This window comes from Thermomonas beijingensis (genome assembly GCF_020034655.1).
Taxonomy (GTDB): domain Bacteria; phylum Pseudomonadota; class Gammaproteobacteria; order Xanthomonadales; family Xanthomonadaceae; genus Thermomonas; species Thermomonas beijingensis.
The window spans coordinates 957,101-972,795 of the sequence record NZ_JAIQDJ010000001.1; the positions used below are offsets into that span (position 1 = coordinate 957,101).

Genomic DNA, 15,695 nt, shown 5'->3' on the forward strand with positions numbered 1-15,695 from the left:
GCGATGAACCTCGCGGCCAACCCGCTGATGCAATACGCCATTGATCCCTTGCGTGAATTGCTGTTGTCGTTCGGCACATTGGGCATGCTGGTGTGGGTCGTGCTGAAGATCCTCGCCATCGCCGTGCCGGTGATCGTGTCCGTGGCCTTCTACGTGGTCTGGGAGCGCAAGCTGATCGGCTGGATGCACGTCCGCCATGGGCCGATGTACGTCGGCTGGGGCGTGCTCCAAGCCTTCGCCGACGTGTTCAAACTGTTGTTCAAGGAAGTGGTGCAACCCACCGTTGCGCATCCGGTACTGTATCGCCTGGCCCCCATGTTGGCGCTGGTGCCGGCATTTGCGGCGTGGGCAGTGGTGCCGTTTGACACCCGGGTGGTGCTGTCCAATGCCAATGCCGGTTTGCTGTACCTGTTGGCGATGACCTCGCTGGGGATCTATGGCGTGATCATTGCCGGTTGGGCGTCGAACTCGAAGTACGCCTTCCTCGGCGCGATGCGCGCTTCGGCGCAGATGATCAGCTACGAAATCGCGATGGGATTCTCGCTGGTCGGTGTACTGATCGCCGCGGGCAGCTTGAACCTGTCCGAAATCGTGATGGCGCAATCCGGCAAGGGCTTGGTCAGTTGGTTCTTTATCCCGCTGGCCCCGCTGTTTGTGGTGTATTTCGTGTCCGGTGTGGCCGAAACCAACCGCGCACCGTTCGACGTGGTGGAAGGCGAATCGGAAATCGTTGCCGGGCACATGGTCGAATATTCCGGCTCGCAGTTCGCGCTGTTCTTCCTGGCCGAATACGCCAACATGCTGCTGGTCAGCTTCCTGACCGCAACCTTCTTCATGGGCGGCTGGCTGTCCCCCATCCCGCCGTCGTGGACGGCCAACATTCCGCTGCTTGGGGTGGTGCTGGGTGATGGTTGGTGGTGGTTGCTGCTCAAGGTGGGTTTCTTCGCCACCTGCTTCATCTGGTTCCGCGCCGCGTTCCCGCGCTACCGCTATGACCAGATCATGCGGCTGGGTTGGAAGGTCTTTATCCCGATCACCATCGCTTGGATTTTTGTCACCGCACTGCTGGTGTACTTCGGCGTGATTGGTGGCCATGCAATGGGAGCGGTGGCATGAGCAAGGTTGTGCAATACCTCAAAAGCTTGCTGCTGCTGGAATTGCTCGGCGGCCTGTGGCTGACGTTGAAGTATCTGTTCCGTCCCAAGTACACCTTGATGTACCCGATGGAAAAGACCCCGGCGTCGCCGCGTTTCCGTGGGGTGCACGCACTGCGCCGCTACGCCAATGGCGAAGAGCGCTGCATCGCCTGCAAATTGTGCGAAGCGGTGTGCCCGGCCTTGGCCATCACCATTGAAGCGGCACCGCGTGCGGATGACGGCACCCGCCGCACCACCCGCTATGAAATCGATTTGTTCAAATGCATTTTCTGCGGCTTCTGCGAAGAGTCTTGCCCCACCGACTCGATCGTGGAAACCCACATCCACGAATACCATTTCGACCAGCGCGACCAAAGCGTGCTGACCAAGCAGAAATTGCTGGCCATTGGCGACCGCCTCGAGGCGGAGATCGCCGAACGTCGCGCCGCCGACGCCCCGTATCGCTGAGGCAGACCTGAGCATGGACTTCGATTTTCAAACCCTTGCTTTCCTCACCTTCGCCGCGGTTGCGGCGGCGGCAGGGCTGGCTGCAATCACCGCCCGCAATGCGGTGCACGCCGTACTGTGGCTGGTGCTGACGTTTTTCTCGGTGGCCTGTACCTGGATCGTGGGCGGGGCCGAGTTTCTTGGCGTTGCCCTGGTGCTGGTGTATGTCGGCGCGGTGATGGTGCTGTTCCTGTTCGTGGTGATGATGCTGGACATGGACAAAACACCGATGCGGCAAGGCTATGTGCGCTATCTGCCGGTCGGGCTGGTGGTGGCGGTGCTGATGCTGGTGCAGATGCTGGCCTTGATCGGTGTGCGCAGCGCCGTACAGACGCCGCTGGCCGACAACGCCGCGGTGGCTGCCGACATCCCCAACACCACCTGGCTGGCGCGCGCCCTGTTCACCGAATTCATGCTGCCGTTTGAAGTGGCCGCGGTGATTTTGACGGTCGCGGTGGTGGCTGCGGTGATGTTGACCTTGCGTCGGCGCCCGGGTGCCAAGCACCAAAACCCGGCCGAACAAGTTCGCGCACGCCCGGCCGACCGCGTACGCATGGTGAAGATGGCAGCAGTGCAAGCAGCCACGCAAGCCAAGCCGGAGGAGGGCACGCCATGACCAATCTCATCTCGGCCCTGACCCTGGGCCATTACCTGACGCTGGGCGCGGTACTGTTTTGCATCAGCGTGGCGGGGCTGTTCTTGAACCGCAAGAACGTGATCATGCTGCTGGTGTCGCTGGAGCTGATGCTGCTCTCGGTCAACATCAATTTCGTCGCGTTCTCGCGTTCGCTGGGCGATGCCGCGGGGCAGGTGTTCGTGTTCTTCATCCTGACCGTGGCTGCTGCCGAGGCCGCGATTGGCTTGGCCATCCTGGTCACCTTGTTCCGCAACCGCCGCAGCATTGATGTTGCGGACATTGATAGTTTGAAGGGCTGACCTGATGGATTCGGCAATCCTGATCTCCAAGACCCACCTGTTGCTGGTCGTCTTGCTGCCCTTGATCGGCAGCATCCTGGCCGGCTTGTTTGGTCGCCAAATCGGCCGCGCCGGTGCGCACAGCGTCACCATCCTCGGCGTGGCTGCCAGCTGTGCGCTGTCGGCCCATGTGCTGTGGCAGTTGCTGCAAGGTGCCGCGCCATTCAACGAGAACCTGTACACCTGGCTGCAAGCCGGCGACATCTCGGTCAATGTCGGTTTCATGGTCGACAAGCTGACTGCGATGATGATGGTGGTGGTCACCTTCGTGTCGCTGCTGGTGCACATCTACACCATCGGCTACATGGCCGAAGACGACGGCTACCAGCGCTTCTTCAGCTATATCTCGCTGTTCACCTTCAGCATGTTGATGCTGGTGATGAGCAACAACTTCATGCAGCTGTTCTTCGGCTGGGAAGCGGTGGGCCTGGTGTCGTACCTGCTGATTGGTTTCTGGTACAAGAAACCGACCGCCGTGTTTGCCAACCTGAAAGCCTTCCTGGTCAACCGCGTCGGTGACTTCGGCTTTTTGCTGGGGATCTCGGGCGTGCTGTACTGGATTGGCACGCTGGATTACGCCACCGCGTTCGCCAATGCAGGCGTGATCAAGGACATGACCGTGCAAATCCTGCCCGGGCATACCTGGATGGTGCCCACCGTCATTTGCATCTGCCTGTTCATTGGTGCGATGGGCAAGTCGGCGCAGGTGCCGCTGCATGTGTGGCTGCCCGATTCGATGGAAGGCCCGACCCCCATCTCGGCGCTGATCCACGCCGCCACCATGGTCACCGCCGGTATCTTCATGGTGGCGCGCATGTCGCCGCTGTTCGAGCTGTCGGAAACCGCGCTCAATTTCATCCTGTTCATCGGTGCCACCACCGCGTTCTGGACCGGTTTGATCGGCATGGTGCAAAACGACATCAAGCGCGTGGTGGCGTATTCCACCTTGTCGCAGCTGGGCTACATGACGGTGGCGTTGGGCGTGTCGGCGTATTCGGCGGCGGTCTATCACCTGATGACGCACGCCTTCTTCAAGGCGCTGCTGTTCCTGGGTGCCGGCTCGGTGATCATCGGCATGCACCACGAGCAGGACATGACCAAGATGGGCGGTCTGCGCAAATACATGCCGATCACCCATATCACCATGTGGATTGGCACCCTGGCGCTGGTGGGCACACCGTTCTTCAGTGGCTTCTATTCGAAGGACACCATCATTGAAGCCGCCGCGCATCACGCCGCCGAAAATGCGGGCAGTTTCATCGCCCAATATGCCAACTGGGCGGTGTTGCTGGGTGCGTTTGTCACCAGTTTCTACAGCTTCCGTCTGCTGTATCTGACCTTCTTTGGCGAAGAACGCTTCCGCAACAACCACGCGCACGATGCACATGGCGCGCACGATGATGCGCATCACGATGCACATGGCCATCACGGCGTGCATGTGCCACACGAATCGCCATGGGTGGTGACCGTGCCACTGGTGCTGCTGGCGATTCCGTCGATGCTGATCGGCTTCTTCACGGTTGGTCCGATGTTGTTTGGCACCGACATGCTGGGCCACGTCAAGCAATTGCCGTTCTTCCTCGGCGCCATTGAAGTGCTGCAAGAGAACGACGTGATTGCGGCATTGGCGCACGAGTTCCATGGCCCGGTCGCGTTTGCCCTGCACGGGTTCATGGCGCCGGCCTTCATGCTGGCACTGATGGGCTTCTTCCTGGCCACCTTGCTGTACATGGTCAAGCCGGAATGGCGGGTGGCCATTACCCGCCATTTGGCGTGGCCGATTCGCCTGCTGCAACGCAAGTACTACATGGACGATCTGTGGATTGGCGGGTTTGCCGGCGGTGGTTTGAAGATCGGCAAAGCGTCCAGTTCGATCGACAGCGGGCTGATCGACGGTGCCGTCAACGGCAGCGTCAGCTTCATCGGCATGGTGGCAGCGCTGGCCCGCAGGGTGCAGACCGGCTACCTGTACCACTATGCCTTCGCAATGATTTTGGGTTTGGTCGCGCTGCTGGCGATGGCCAAGTACTACTGGCTGTAAGCCGGTACCGATGACTGGATGGAAACTGCAAGCGTGACCCACTGGCCCCTGCTTAGTTTGTTGATCTGGCTGCCGATTCTTGGCGGCGTGTTCACCCTGATGGCTGGCAACAAGCGGCCGGATCTGGCGCGTTGGATTGCGCTGGGGTTTGCCTTGCTGACCTTCGTGGTGAGCTTGCCGCTGCTCACCGACTTCCAGATGGGGAGCGCGGCGATGCAGTTCGTCGAGCAGCGTGCGTGGATTCCGGCGTATGACATCCAGTACCACTTGGGTGTGGATGGCCTGTCGGTGCCGCTGATCGTGCTGACCACCTTGGTGGGTGCATTGGTGCTGGTGGGCGCATGGGGTTCGGTGAACAAGCGTGTGGCGCAGTACTACGCCAGCCTGATGATTCTGGAAGGCGCGATGATCGGCGTGTTCTGCGCGCTGGACTCGATGCTGTTCTATGTGTTCTTCGAAGCGATGCTGATCCCGATGTTCATCGTGATCGGCGTGTGGGGTGGCCCGCGCCGCATTTATGCGTCGATGAAGTTCTTCCTGTACACCTTCATCGGTTCGGTGTTCATGCTGATTGGCCTGATCTACCTGTATCTGAAGGGCGGTAGCTGGCAGATCGCCGACATGGCCGCGCTGCCGCTCAGCATGACCGAGCAAACCTGGTTGTTCTGGGGCTTCTTCGCCGCGTTCGCGATCAAGGTGCCGATGTTCCCGGTGCACACCTGGTTGCCGGATGCGCACGTGGAAGCGCCCACCGGTGGTTCGGTGGTGCTGGCCGCGATCATGCTGAAAATTGGCGGCTACGGTTTCCTGCGCTTCACCCTGCCGATCGTGCCCGACGCCGGCCACGAATTTGCATGGTTGATGATCGCATTCAGCCTGATCGCCATTGTCTATGTGGGCATGGTGGCGCTGGTGCAGGCCGACATGAAGAAGCTGATCGTGTACTCGTCGGTCGCGCACATGGGCTTCGTGATTCTGGGCACCTTCATCGCATTTGCGCTGGTACGTGACCAGAACCTGGGCGATGCCGCACGCCTCGGTTTGCAGGGCGCCATGGTGCAGATGATTTCGCACGGTTTCATTTCCGGTGCGATGTTCTCCTGCGTGGGCGTGTTGTACGACCGCATGCATACCCGCATGATCAAGGACTACGGCGGAGTCGCCAAGGTCATGCCGTGGTTCGCGCTGTTCTGGGTGTTCTTCGCCATGGCCAATTGCGGTCTGCCGGGTACCAGCGGTTTCGTGGGTGAATTCCTGGTGGTGTTGGCCAGCTTCCAGCAGAACCCGCTGATCGGTTTGGGTGCAGCCTTGACCTTGATCATCAGTGCGGCGTATTCGCTGTGGCTGACCAAGCGGATCATCTGGGGCGAGGTAGGCAACGCGCACGTGGCCGAGCTCACCGACATCAACGCACGCGAATGGATCGTGCTGGGCGTGTTCGCTGCCTTTACCCTGGCGCTGGGGGTGTATCCCAAGCCGCTGACCGATTTGATGGAGCCGTCCATCGCGCAACTGGCGGGTCAGCTCGCCGCGACCAAACTTTAAGGACATGACGACGATGCAGGCCACTCTCGCCATGCCGGCAGTCACCCAATTGCTGCCGCTGATTCCCGAACTGGTGCTGGTCGGCGCCGCGTTTGGATTACTGATGCTGGATCTGTTCCTGAAGGACAGCCAGCGCGTGTTCACCCATGTGTTGTCGGTGCTGGCGCTGTTGCTGGTGGCCGGTTTGATTGCGTGCGGCGTGGGTGTGGGCGATGACACCAGCGTGCTCAACAACATGTTCGTGCGCGACACCATGGCCGATGTGCTGAAAATCAGTACCTGCCTGATTTCCGCAGTGGCCTTGCTGTTTGTGTGGCCGTACCTGCGTGATCGCGGCCTGTACAAAGGCGAAGTGTCGGTGCTGGTGCTGTTTGCGGTCCTCGGCATGCTGCTGCTGATCTCGGCCGGCAGCCTGATCATGGTGTATCTGGGCCTGGAGCTGCTGGCGTTGAGTTCGTACGCGCTGGTGGCCGTGGACCGCGACAGCAAGTTGGCGTCGGAAGCGGCGATGAAGTACTTCGTGCTGGGCGCGCTGGCCTCGGGCTTGCTGCTGTACGGCATGTCGTTGGTGTATGGCGCCACCGGCAGCCTGGATCTGGCCACCATTCGCGAGACCGCCCCCGGCGTGGCGCAGCCCATGCTGCTGCTCACCGGCGTGGTGTTCATGATCGCCGGCATCGCCTTCAAGTTTGGCGCAGCGCCGTTCCATATGTGGCTGCCCGACGTCTATCACGGCGCACCCACACCGATCACCTTGTTCATTGGTTCCGCGCCCAAACTGGCGGCGTTTGCCATGGTGGTGCGCCTGCTGGGCTTTGGGGCTTCGCCGCTGGCTGCGCAGTGGCAGCCGATGTTGGCGGTACTGGCAGCATTGTCGCTGGTGCTGGGCAATGTCATCGCGTTGATGCAGACCAATCTCAAGCGCATGCTGGCGTATTTCACCATCTCGCATGTCGGCTTTTTGTTCCTCGGCCTTGCCGGCGGCGGCGCCGAAGGCTATGCCGCTTCGATGTTCTACGCGATCAGCTACGCGTTGATGGCGACCGCCGCGTTCGGGGTGATCGTGCTGTTGTCGCGCCGTGGGTTCGAGGCCGACAACATCGACGACTTCAAGGGCCTGAACGCGCGCGACCCGTGGAGTGCCGGCATGGTGCTGTGCGTGATGGCCTCGCTGGCCGGTATCCCGCCGTTCCTCGGCTTCTGGGCCAAACTGGCGGTGCTGCGTGCGGCGATCCATGGCGGCATGCTGTGGCTGGCCATCGTCGGCGTGGTGTTCGCGGTGATCGGTGCGTTCTACTACCTGCGCGTGATCAAGGTGATGTATTTCGATGAACCCGTCGGTGAGCCCGTGCTGCCGCGTGATGACCGTCTGCTGCGCCTTGTGTTTGCTGTCAATGCACTGGGGCTGTTGGTGCTGGGGATGTTCTGGAGCCCGCTGATGGCGTGGTGCCAGGCCGCGTTCACCGGTTGATTCAAGCCTGGCGGGCAGCTTCAGCGGTTGCACTTTGCATGGACGGCGGCTAAGGTGACGGCTGCCGTTCATTGGATGAACACCTGCTCGCATGTCGTCGCCTGCCGATGAACTCGACATCGCCATCCTGCGCCAGCTTGCCGACACGCCGCAGGCCAGCCAGCGTGATTTGGCGCGCCGCGCCGGGGTGTCGTTGGGCAGCCTCAACTATGCCCTGCGCGCCTTGATCGACAAGGGTTGGGTCAAGGTCGGCAATTTTGGCCGCAACCCCAACAAGCTGGGGTACGCCTATCTGCTGACACCGCATGGATTGGACGCCAAGGCGCGGCTCACCCGTGCGTTCCTGGCGCGCAAATTGCGCGAATACGACAACCTGCATCTGGAAATCCAGCGTCTGCAAGCCGAAATCGAAACCGAAGCCGAAGCCGCAACCGGGCAGGGCAGTGCCAGCCACAGGGGCAGCGCCGAATGACCGCGCCGGTCGCCGTGCAACGCAATCAAACCGCCCATTGGTATTGCGTGCATACCAAGCCGCGTGCGGAAGCACAGGCGTTGGAGCATTTGCAGCGGCAGGCGTTTGAATGCCTGCTGCCGCGCATCCAGCACAGCGTGCTGCGTGGCGGCCGCCGCCAGCGCGTGGTGGAGCCGCTGTTTCCGCGGTACTTGTTTTTGCGCGCCAACCCGGAACAGCAAAGCCTGGCGGCAGTGCGTTCCACGCGTGGCGCACTGGGCCTGGTGCGGTTTGCCAATCTGCCCGGCATCGTGCCGCAAAGCTTGATCGACGGCCTGCACCGCGATACCGATGCGCAAGGTGTCATCGTGCAAGCCGACGCCCACCCGCAACCGGGTGATGCGGTGACCGTCATTGCCGGTGCATTGGCGGGTCTGCGCGGCGTGTATTGGCAGATGCGTGGCGACCAGCGCGCCGAGGTATTGCTGCAACTGCTGGGCGGCGCGCAACGCGTGCTGCTGGCGCAGGAAAGTTTGCAAAAAGCAGGGCCTGCCCAGCTGTCATAAACGGCCGGCTTCGCACAATCCATGCCCCACGGCCCGACGGACACGCCGATGCAACCGTAGGGCGGTAGCGTGCCAAACACGGGATCAACCTTTCGATGATGACACTTTCCAACACCCGCATCGCCCTGATCGGCCTTGGCTACGTTGGCCTGCCGCTGGCGGTGGAATTTGGCAAACGCTATCCCACCGTGGGCTTCGATATTCGTGCCGCCCGTGTCGAAGAGCTGCGGCGCGGCCACGACAGCACGCTGGAAGTGGAGCCCGACTTGCTGGCCCAGGCCACGCAGCTCGATTTCACCCATCAACTGGCCGACATTGCCCAGTGCACTGTCTATATCGTCACCGTGCCCACCCCGATCGATGCCGCCAAGCGTCCCGACCTGACCCCGCTGGTCAAGGCCTCCGAAGCCATCGGCAGCATCCTCAAGCGCGGCGACACCGTGATCTACGAATCCACCGTGTATCCCGGCTGCACCGAGGAAGTCTGCGTGCCCATCCTGGAGCGCGTCTCCGGCCTGCGCTTCAATGTCGATTTCTGCGTCGGCTACAGCCCCGAACGCATCAACCCCGGCGACAAGGCCCACCGCGTCACCAATATCCTCAAGGTCACCTCCGGCTCCACCCCGGCAACCGCCGACTTTGTCGATGCCCTGTACGCCAGCATCATCACCGCCGGCACCCACAAGGCCCCCACCATCAAGGTGGCGGAAGCCGCCAAGGTCATCGAGAACACCCAGCGCGACCTCAACATCGCGCTGGTCAATGACTTGGCCATCCTGTTCAACAAGCTCGGCATCGACACCCTGGACGTGCTGGAAGCCGCCGGCACCAAATGGAACTTCCTGCCGTTTCGCCCCGGCCTGGTGGGCGGCCACTGCATCGGCGTGGACCCCTATTACCTGACCCACAAGGCGCAGGAAGTGGGCCACCACCCGCAGGTGATCCTGGCCGGCCGCCGCACCAACGACGGTATGGGCGGCTACGTGGCCGACCAGGTCATCAAGCTGATGGTGCGCAAGGGCATCAACCCGGTGCACGCCCGCATCCTGATCCTGGGCCTGGCCTTCAAGGAGAACTGCCCGGACCTGCGCAATACCCGCGTGGTGGACATCGTTGCCGCCCTGCAGGGCTACAACGCCCACGTGGACGTGCACGATCCGTGGGTGGATCCCGCCGAGGCCCGGCACGAATATGGGCTGACGCCGATCGCGAAGCCGGAGCAGGGCCGCTACGACGCGGTCGTGCTGGCGGTGGGGCATGACCAGTTCCGCCAGCTGGGCGGGCAAGGCGTGCGTGCGTTCGGCAAGGCTGAGGCCAATGTCGTCTATGACGTGAAGTACGTCCTGCCGCGGGATGCGGTGGATGGACGTTTGTGAAACAATCGAATTTGCATGAATAATCGGAATAAATCCGATTATTCGCTCATTCTTTAAGAACGATGGACGCCACACTCGCCCGCTTCGGAACGGTCCCCTTCAGTCACGGTGCCCTGCTGCCGCTGCTGAAGGACTACCGGCGCCCGAACGACAAGATCGCCGAATGGCTGCGGCAGGGCGTGCTGTTGCCGCTCAAGCGTGGCCACTACGTGCTGGGCGATGCCGGGCGCGCGCCCAGCCTGCCACTGGTGGCCAACCACCTGTACGGCCCCTCCTGCGTCTCGCTGGAGTATGCGCTGGCCTGGCACGGGCTGATCCCCGAGCGCGTGCACGAAATCACCTCCGTCTGCACCGGCCGCGGCCGCGTCATCGACAACGTATTGGGGCGCTTCTCCTACACCCGGCTGCCCGCCGACGTGTACCCCTGCGGCATCACCCAGGCCAGCGCCTCGGCGCAGGAAACCTTCCTGATCGCCTCACCGGCCAAGGCGCTGTGCGACAAGGTCCTGCTGACGCCCGGGCTGCGCGCCAGCAGCCGCGCAGCCATGCAACGCTTCCTGTTCGAAGACCTGCGGCTGGACGCCGCCGCCCTGGCCAGCCTGGACCTCGACGTCATCCGCACCTATGCCGCCTGCGGCCGCAAGACCGCGCAACTGCGCGTGCTGCTGCAGTGCGTGGAGGCGGCACATTGAACGTGGTCGAGCAGATGCTGGCGCGCTATCCCGCGCAAGAGCGCGAACACGCCCTGCGCGAAGTGATGCAGGAAATCGCGCTGGCCGGCCTGCAACGTGGCGGCTTCTTTGATAAAGCCGCGTTCTATGGCGGCACCTGCCTGCGCATCGTCCATGGTCTACCGCGGTTTTCGGAGGACTTGGACTTCTCCCTGCTCACCCCGGACCACGCCTTCACCCTGGCGCCGTACTTCGACGCCATGCGCAGCGAGTTCGACGCCTTCGGATTCGAGGTGACCATCACCGCCCACGCGAAATCGGTGGAATCGGCGGTGGTCTCCGCCTTCGTGAAACAGGGCACCTCGATCTACGACGTGCAGGTGCGCGGCCAACGCACGCTCAAGATCAAGTTCGAAGTGGACACCCAGCCGCCCCCGGGTTTCGCCACCGAGGAACGCCTGCTGCTCCAGCCATACTCGTTTTATGCCAAGTGCTACGCCCTGCCGGACCTGCATGCCGGCAAGCTGCACGCCCTGCTGTTCCGCAAGTGGAAGAACCGGGTCAAGGGCCGCGACTGGTTCGATTTCGAATGGTATATACGCAACGCAGTGCCGCTGCATCTGGCGCACCTGGACCAACGCGCACGTCAAAGCGGCGATTGGGATGGGTCTGCGATGCAACAGACAGACCTGCAGCACCTACTGTTGCAACGCATCGAGTCTCTTGATTTCGAGCAAGCCCGTGCCGACGTGCGCCCCTTCCTGCGCGATGCCCATGCGCTGGATATTTGGTCGCCGCGCTATTTCCGCGACCTCGCTGGCAAGCTCATATACGCATGAAACCCCATATCACCGACCACGCCGCGCTTGCCCTGTAGGAGCGGCCCCTGGCCGCGACCCACCCACCCAATACAATCCCCCCCATGAACCTTCTCGTCACCGGCGGTGCCGGCTACATCGGCAGCCACACCTGCGTCTTGCTGCTTGAGGCAGGCCACACCGTCACCGTCATCGACAACCTGTGCAACAGCTCCGCCACCGCGCTGGAACGCGTGCAGGAACTGGCCGGCAAACCCCTGTGCTTTGTCGAAGGCGACATCCGCAATCCGGATGATCTGGCCCGCGCCTTCGAAGGCGGTATCGACGCTGTGATCCACTTCGCCGCATTGAAAGCCGTCGGCGAAAGCTGTGAACAGCCACTGCGCTACTTCGACAACAACATCGGCGGCACTATCGCCCTGATGCAGGCCATGCAGGATCACGGCGTGCACCACCTGGTGTTCTCGTCCTCCGCCACCGTGTACGGCCAGCCTGATCAGGTACCGGTCACCGAAGACGCTCCGCTGCGCGTCACCAACCCCTACGGTCGCAGCAAACTGGTAATGGAAGACCTGATCCGCGACTGGTGCGCGGCGCGGCCCGAGGCCAGCGCGGTGCTGCTGCGCTACTTCAACCCGGTGGGTGCCCACCCCAGCGGCCGCATCGGCGAAGACCCGCGTGGCGAGCCCAACAACCTGATGCCGTATATCGCCCAGGTCGCTATCGGCCGGCGCGAACGTCTGCAGGTCTTCGGCAGCGATTACCCCACGCCGGATGGTACCGGTGTTCGGGATTACCTGCATGTGATGGATCTGGCGGATGCCCACGTGAAAGCGTTAGTTCGCGCCGCGCATGAGCCGGGCAGTCGCGTCTTCAATCTAGGCACTGGACGCGGTCACAGTGTTCTGGAGCTTGTCCGCGCATTCGAGCAGGCCAGTGGTCGCGAGGTGCCCTATACGATTACCGCTCGTCGTCCCGGCGATGTCGCTGAATTATGGGCCGACCCGTCCCGTGCCAAGGAGTTGCTGGGCTGGCACCCCCAGTTCAGTCTGGCAGACATGTGCGCCGATACATGGCGCTGGCAGTCGCTCAACCCGCAAGGCTACGCGTGAAAATCCTCGTCACTGGCACCGCCGGCTTCATCGGTTCCCATCTCGCCATGCGCCTGCTTGAGCGCGGTGATCACGTCATCGGCATCGACAACCTGTCCGACTACTACGACGTAAACCTGAAGAAGGCGCGTCTGGCGCGCTTCGCCGATCACCCCAACTACACCTACCTCCATGCGGACCTGGCCGACCGCACGGGCATCGAAACTGCATTCGCCACCCACAAACCGCAGCGTGTGGTGAACCTTGCCGCGCAGAACCCGCATGTATATGTGGACACCAATGTGGTCGGTTTCCTACACATTCTGGAAGGCTGCCCGCACCACGGCGTGGAGCACTTGGTGTTCGCATCGACCAGCTCGGTGTATGGCGCGAATACGACGATGCCGTTTTCCGAGCACCAGCCCACCGAGCACCCGCTGACCCTGTACGCGGCCAGCAAGAAAGCCAATGAAATGATGGCGCACAGCTATGCGCACCTCTACGGTATTCCGTGCACTGGTCTGCGCTTTTTCACTGTGTATGGCCCATGGGGTAGGCCTGACATGGCGTTATTCCTGTTCACCAAGGCCATCCTGGCCGCCGAGCCCATCAAGGTCTTCAACCGCGGCAAGCACAAACGCAGCTTTACTTACGTCGATGACATCGTGGAAGGCGTGATTCGCACGCTGGACAAAGTGCCGGGCAAGGATGCGCGCTGGGACGGCCATGCACCCGATCCGGGTACCAGCGGCATTGCCCCATATCGCCTCTACAACATCGGCAACGAACAGCCGGTTGAACCACTGCGCTATATCGAAGTGCTGGAGCACTGTCTCGGCAAGAAGGCAATCATGGAGATGTTGCCCTTACATGCCGGCGATGTACCGGATACCGAAGCGGATGTGTCGGCGTTAATCGAGGATACTGGCTATCGGCCGGTGGTGTCAGTGGAGGAAGGGGGGGGGGATTTCGTGGATTGGTTTCGAGATTATGTACGGCAACGAAGCCTGATGGCGCGGTGCGTGCAATGACTACTCTCGCCTATCGCAAAGATATCGATGGTCTGCGCGCGATCGCAGTGCTTGCAGTTGTGCTGTATCACTACGGAATTGGCCCGCTGCATGGCGGGTTTGTCGGCGTCGATATCTTCTTTGTCATTTCCGGTTACTTGATTACCGGTATCATCAACAAGGAGATCGAGCAAGGCTCTTTTACCTTCTCTGGCTTTTACGAACGCCGCATACGAAGAATTTTTCCCGCATTGTTCGCGATGTTATTTGCGACGCTTGCGGTCGGCGCCTGGCTGTTGTTGCCCAGTGATCTGGTACGTTTGGGTAATTCGACGGTGGCAACACTCCTGTTTGGTTCGAACATCCTGTTCCGGCGGCAAAGCGGGTACTTCGATACCAGTTCCGAATACAACCCGTTGCTGCACACTTGGTCGCTGGCAGTGGAGGAGCAGTTCTACATCGGACTGCCCATCCTGCTGCTCCTGCTGCATCGCTTCATGAGGGGAGAGGGGCTGAAGCTGGCGCTGCTAATCTGCGCTGTGGTGTCCTTCGTACTGTGTTTTTGGGTGCAATTGCTGCGGCCGACGGCGACTTTCTTCCTGGCGCCCTTCCGTGCCTGGGAATTGCTACTGGGTAGTTTGCTGGCGGTGGGTGCGCTGCCCCCGCTGAGGCATGCAGTCGCGCGTACGTCAGTATCGTGGCTCGCGTTGGCGGCATTGCTGTGGTCGCTGTGGTGGATCAAGACCGGCGCGGCGTTTCCGGGCTGGCAGGCGGCGATTCCTGTCCTGGCAACTGCTGGACTCCTGCACGCAGGCGCACATGGGGGCTCGCCGGTGCAGCGCCTGTTGTCGGTGCGGCCCGTCGTATTTATTGGACTAATCTCTTATTCGCTGTATCTCTGGCACTGGCCGTTGCTGGTTTTTGTGCGTTACAGAAATGCCATGCAACCGCTCGAACCAGCCATAAAATGGCCGCTGTTTGCGCTGGCGCTTGCACTGGCCGCGACCAGTTACCGCTGGGTGGAAACACCGTTCCGGCGACGGAAGCAAGCTACTGGACACGATCCGCGGCGCACACTATTTGCGAGTGCAGCCGTGGCCGGTCTGGTGATCGCCTCAGCGGCCGCTACGACTCGCATCGATGCGGGTTGGCAGGCGCGGTTCACTCCGGAGGTGGTTGCACTGGATGCAGCGCGGCATCCGCTCATCCCGTTTCAGGAATGCGATGGGCACGAGCCGGACATCCATGGCACCACGTGCCGGCTTGGCGTGGGTAGCGGCGCACCAACGGTCTTGCTATGGGGTGATAGCCATGCACTGGCCTGGGCACCTGCGCTAGATGCGGTGTTAAAACGCGAAGGAAAAGCGGGGCTGCTTGCGCCTAATTCCGCTTGTCCGCCACTGTTGGGCGTTGGCAATCCTGTTGATCCTGCCTGTCACGACGATAACAGCAAGATCATGCGCATCATTCATGCGCACCATTTCGAGATGATCGTGCTCCATGCGTCCTGGGCCAGCTACTCTGCGCCCAATGGGAAATACTCTCTCTTCGATGACGAGGGGCACACCGGTAATGACGCAGTATTCCCTCAAGCGCTGCGACGTACGCTCGATGCCCTTGTGCCACTAACGGGAAGGATCCTCCTTATTGGCCCAACGCCGCGAGCGCCCGGAGATATCCCGTTCTTACTTGCGATAGCTAGAAGATTTGATCGACCTGCTCCACCCGAGCTTTCAAAAAATTGGATGCACCTTAAGACGGCATGGTATTGGAAGGCAGCAAATCGCTTTCGTGGGAGCAAAAATATTGAGCTGATCAACCCTGAGCCTTGGTTTTGTGATGACATCAAATGCCGTTATTTAGATAGCAGTGGGGAGTTGCTTTACCGCGATGATGGTCATCTGAGCCTTGCAGGAGCCTCTCTCATCGCTGATAAGATGGAACGCGATGGTGCAACAGGTAAGTGATGATCTGAGACATGAAGAGCGCCACGTCATCAAAATTTACAGGCCTCGAGTCATGGAAGGTAACTATCTT

Annotated in this window: 15 protein-coding genes; all 15 read left to right on the top strand. The window is 61.3% G+C overall.

Annotation, left to right across the window (positions count from 1 at the left end; translation table 11 throughout):
• Positions 1–3: 3 nt before the first annotated feature.
• The 15 genes from nuoH to K7B09_RS04525 all read left to right on the top strand — a co-directional run bounded on the left by nuoH (position 4) and on the right by K7B09_RS04525 (position 15,625).
• A complete protein-coding gene (nuoH, locus tag K7B09_RS04455; RefSeq protein ID WP_374350539.1) occupies positions 4–1,116 on the top strand; it encodes an NADH-quinone oxidoreductase subunit NuoH in 1,113 nt (370 codons plus the stop codon).
• Positions 1,113–1,604: an NADH-quinone oxidoreductase subunit NuoI gene (gene nuoI / locus K7B09_RS04460; protein ID WP_223627192.1), complete on the top strand. Its 492-nt coding sequence runs from the start codon at positions 1,113–1,115 to the stop codon at positions 1,602–1,604. Before nuoH ends, nuoI begins: the two co-directional genes overlap by 4 nt.
• A 13-nt stretch (positions 1,605–1,617) precedes the next feature.
• A complete protein-coding gene (locus K7B09_RS04465) occupies positions 1,618–2,259 on the top strand; it encodes an NADH-quinone oxidoreductase subunit J (RefSeq protein ID WP_223627194.1) in 642 nt (213 codons plus the stop codon).
• Positions 2,256–2,579 (top strand): NADH-quinone oxidoreductase subunit NuoK, encoded by a 324-nt coding sequence (gene nuoK, locus K7B09_RS04470; protein ID WP_223627196.1) that lies wholly within the window; start codon positions 2,256–2,258, stop codon positions 2,577–2,579. Before K7B09_RS04465 ends, nuoK begins: the two co-directional genes overlap by 4 nt.
• Positions 2,580–2,583: 4 nt before the next feature.
• Positions 2,584–4,659: an NADH-quinone oxidoreductase subunit L gene (nuoL, locus tag K7B09_RS04475; protein WP_223627198.1), complete on the top strand. Its 2,076-nt coding sequence runs from the start codon at positions 2,584–2,586 to the stop codon at positions 4,657–4,659.
• A gap of 33 nt (positions 4,660–4,692) precedes the next feature.
• Positions 4,693–6,204, top strand: coding sequence for an NADH-quinone oxidoreductase subunit M (locus tag K7B09_RS04480; RefSeq protein ID WP_223627201.1), 1,512 nt, complete (start codon positions 4,693–4,695; stop codon positions 6,202–6,204).
• A gap of 4 nt (positions 6,205–6,208) precedes the next feature.
• On the top strand, positions 6,209–7,675 hold the full coding sequence (gene nuoN / locus K7B09_RS04485; RefSeq protein WP_223627203.1) for an NADH-quinone oxidoreductase subunit NuoN: 1,467 nt from the start codon (positions 6,209–6,211) through the stop codon (positions 7,673–7,675).
• 91 nt (positions 7,676–7,766) lie between these two features.
• Positions 7,767–8,147, top strand: a complete 381-nt coding sequence (locus K7B09_RS04490) for a MarR family EPS-associated transcriptional regulator (protein ID WP_223627205.1) — start codon at positions 7,767–7,769, stop codon at positions 8,145–8,147.
• Positions 8,144–8,692 (top strand): transcription termination/antitermination protein NusG, encoded by a 549-nt coding sequence (gene nusG, locus K7B09_RS04495; protein WP_223627207.1) that lies wholly within the window; start codon positions 8,144–8,146, stop codon positions 8,690–8,692. The genes K7B09_RS04490 and nusG overlap by 4 nt, the downstream gene beginning before the upstream one ends.
• A 95-nt stretch (positions 8,693–8,787) precedes the next feature.
• The gene (gene tviB, locus K7B09_RS04500) at positions 8,788–10,068 is read left to right on the top strand and encodes a Vi polysaccharide biosynthesis UDP-N-acetylglucosamine C-6 dehydrogenase TviB (RefSeq protein WP_223627209.1); all 1,281 of its coding nucleotides are present in this window, start codon (positions 8,788–8,790) and stop codon (positions 10,066–10,068) included.
• A 62-nt stretch (positions 10,069–10,130) separates the two neighbouring features.
• On the top strand, positions 10,131–10,760 hold the full coding sequence (locus K7B09_RS04505; protein WP_223627211.1) for a type IV toxin-antitoxin system AbiEi family antitoxin domain-containing protein: 630 nt from the start codon (positions 10,131–10,133) through the stop codon (positions 10,758–10,760).
• A gap of 2 nt (positions 10,761–10,762) precedes the next feature.
• On the top strand, positions 10,763–11,578 hold the full coding sequence (locus tag K7B09_RS04510; protein ID WP_223627741.1) for a nucleotidyl transferase AbiEii/AbiGii toxin family protein: 816 nt from the start codon (positions 10,763–10,765) through the stop codon (positions 11,576–11,578).
• Positions 11,579–11,661: 83 nt separating this feature from the next.
• Positions 11,662–12,669: a UDP-glucose 4-epimerase GalE gene (galE, locus tag K7B09_RS04515; protein WP_223627213.1), complete on the top strand. Its 1,008-nt coding sequence runs from the start codon at positions 11,662–11,664 to the stop codon at positions 12,667–12,669.
• Complete coding sequence (locus tag K7B09_RS04520; RefSeq protein WP_317851748.1) at positions 12,666–13,679, top strand: NAD-dependent epimerase; 1,014 nt, start codon at positions 12,666–12,668, stop codon at positions 13,677–13,679. Before galE ends, K7B09_RS04520 begins: the two co-directional genes overlap by 4 nt.
• Positions 13,676–15,625 carry an acyltransferase family protein gene (locus K7B09_RS04525; protein ID WP_223627217.1) on the top strand — a complete coding sequence of 650 codons (1,950 nt, stop codon included), beginning with the start codon at positions 13,676–13,678 and terminating at the stop codon, positions 15,623–15,625. The genes K7B09_RS04520 and K7B09_RS04525 overlap by 4 nt, the downstream gene beginning before the upstream one ends.
• Positions 15,626–15,695: the final 70 nt, after the last annotated feature.

Bases quoted from the DNA above. Each gene is read 5' to 3' on its own strand.
- nuoH (WP_374350539.1), top strand. From the start codon at position 4: ATGAACCTCGCGGCCAACCCGCTGATGCAATACGCCATTGATCCCTTG.
- nuoI (WP_223627192.1), top strand. From the start codon at position 1,113: ATGAGCAAGGTTGTGCAATACCTCAAAAGCTTGCTGCTGCTGGAATTG.
- K7B09_RS04465 (WP_223627194.1), top strand. From the start codon at position 1,618: ATGGACTTCGATTTTCAAACCCTTGCTTTCCTCACCTTCGCCGCGGTT.
- nuoK (WP_223627196.1), top strand. From the start codon at position 2,256: ATGACCAATCTCATCTCGGCCCTGACCCTGGGCCATTACCTGACGCTG.
- nuoL (WP_223627198.1), top strand. From the start codon at position 2,584: ATGGATTCGGCAATCCTGATCTCCAAGACCCACCTGTTGCTGGTCGTC.
- nuoN (WP_223627203.1), top strand. From the start codon at position 6,209: ATGACGACGATGCAGGCCACTCTCGCCATGCCGGCAGTCACCCAATTG.
- K7B09_RS04490 (WP_223627205.1), top strand. From the start codon at position 7,767: ATGTCGTCGCCTGCCGATGAACTCGACATCGCCATCCTGCGCCAGCTT.
- nusG (WP_223627207.1), top strand. From the start codon at position 8,144: ATGACCGCGCCGGTCGCCGTGCAACGCAATCAAACCGCCCATTGGTAT.
- tviB (WP_223627209.1), top strand. From the start codon at position 8,788: ATGATGACACTTTCCAACACCCGCATCGCCCTGATCGGCCTTGGCTAC.
- K7B09_RS04505 (WP_223627211.1), top strand. From the start codon at position 10,131: ATGGACGCCACACTCGCCCGCTTCGGAACGGTCCCCTTCAGTCACGGT.
- galE (WP_223627213.1), top strand. From the start codon at position 11,662: ATGAACCTTCTCGTCACCGGCGGTGCCGGCTACATCGGCAGCCACACC.
- K7B09_RS04525 (WP_223627217.1), top strand. From the start codon at position 13,676: ATGACTACTCTCGCCTATCGCAAAGATATCGATGGTCTGCGCGCGATC.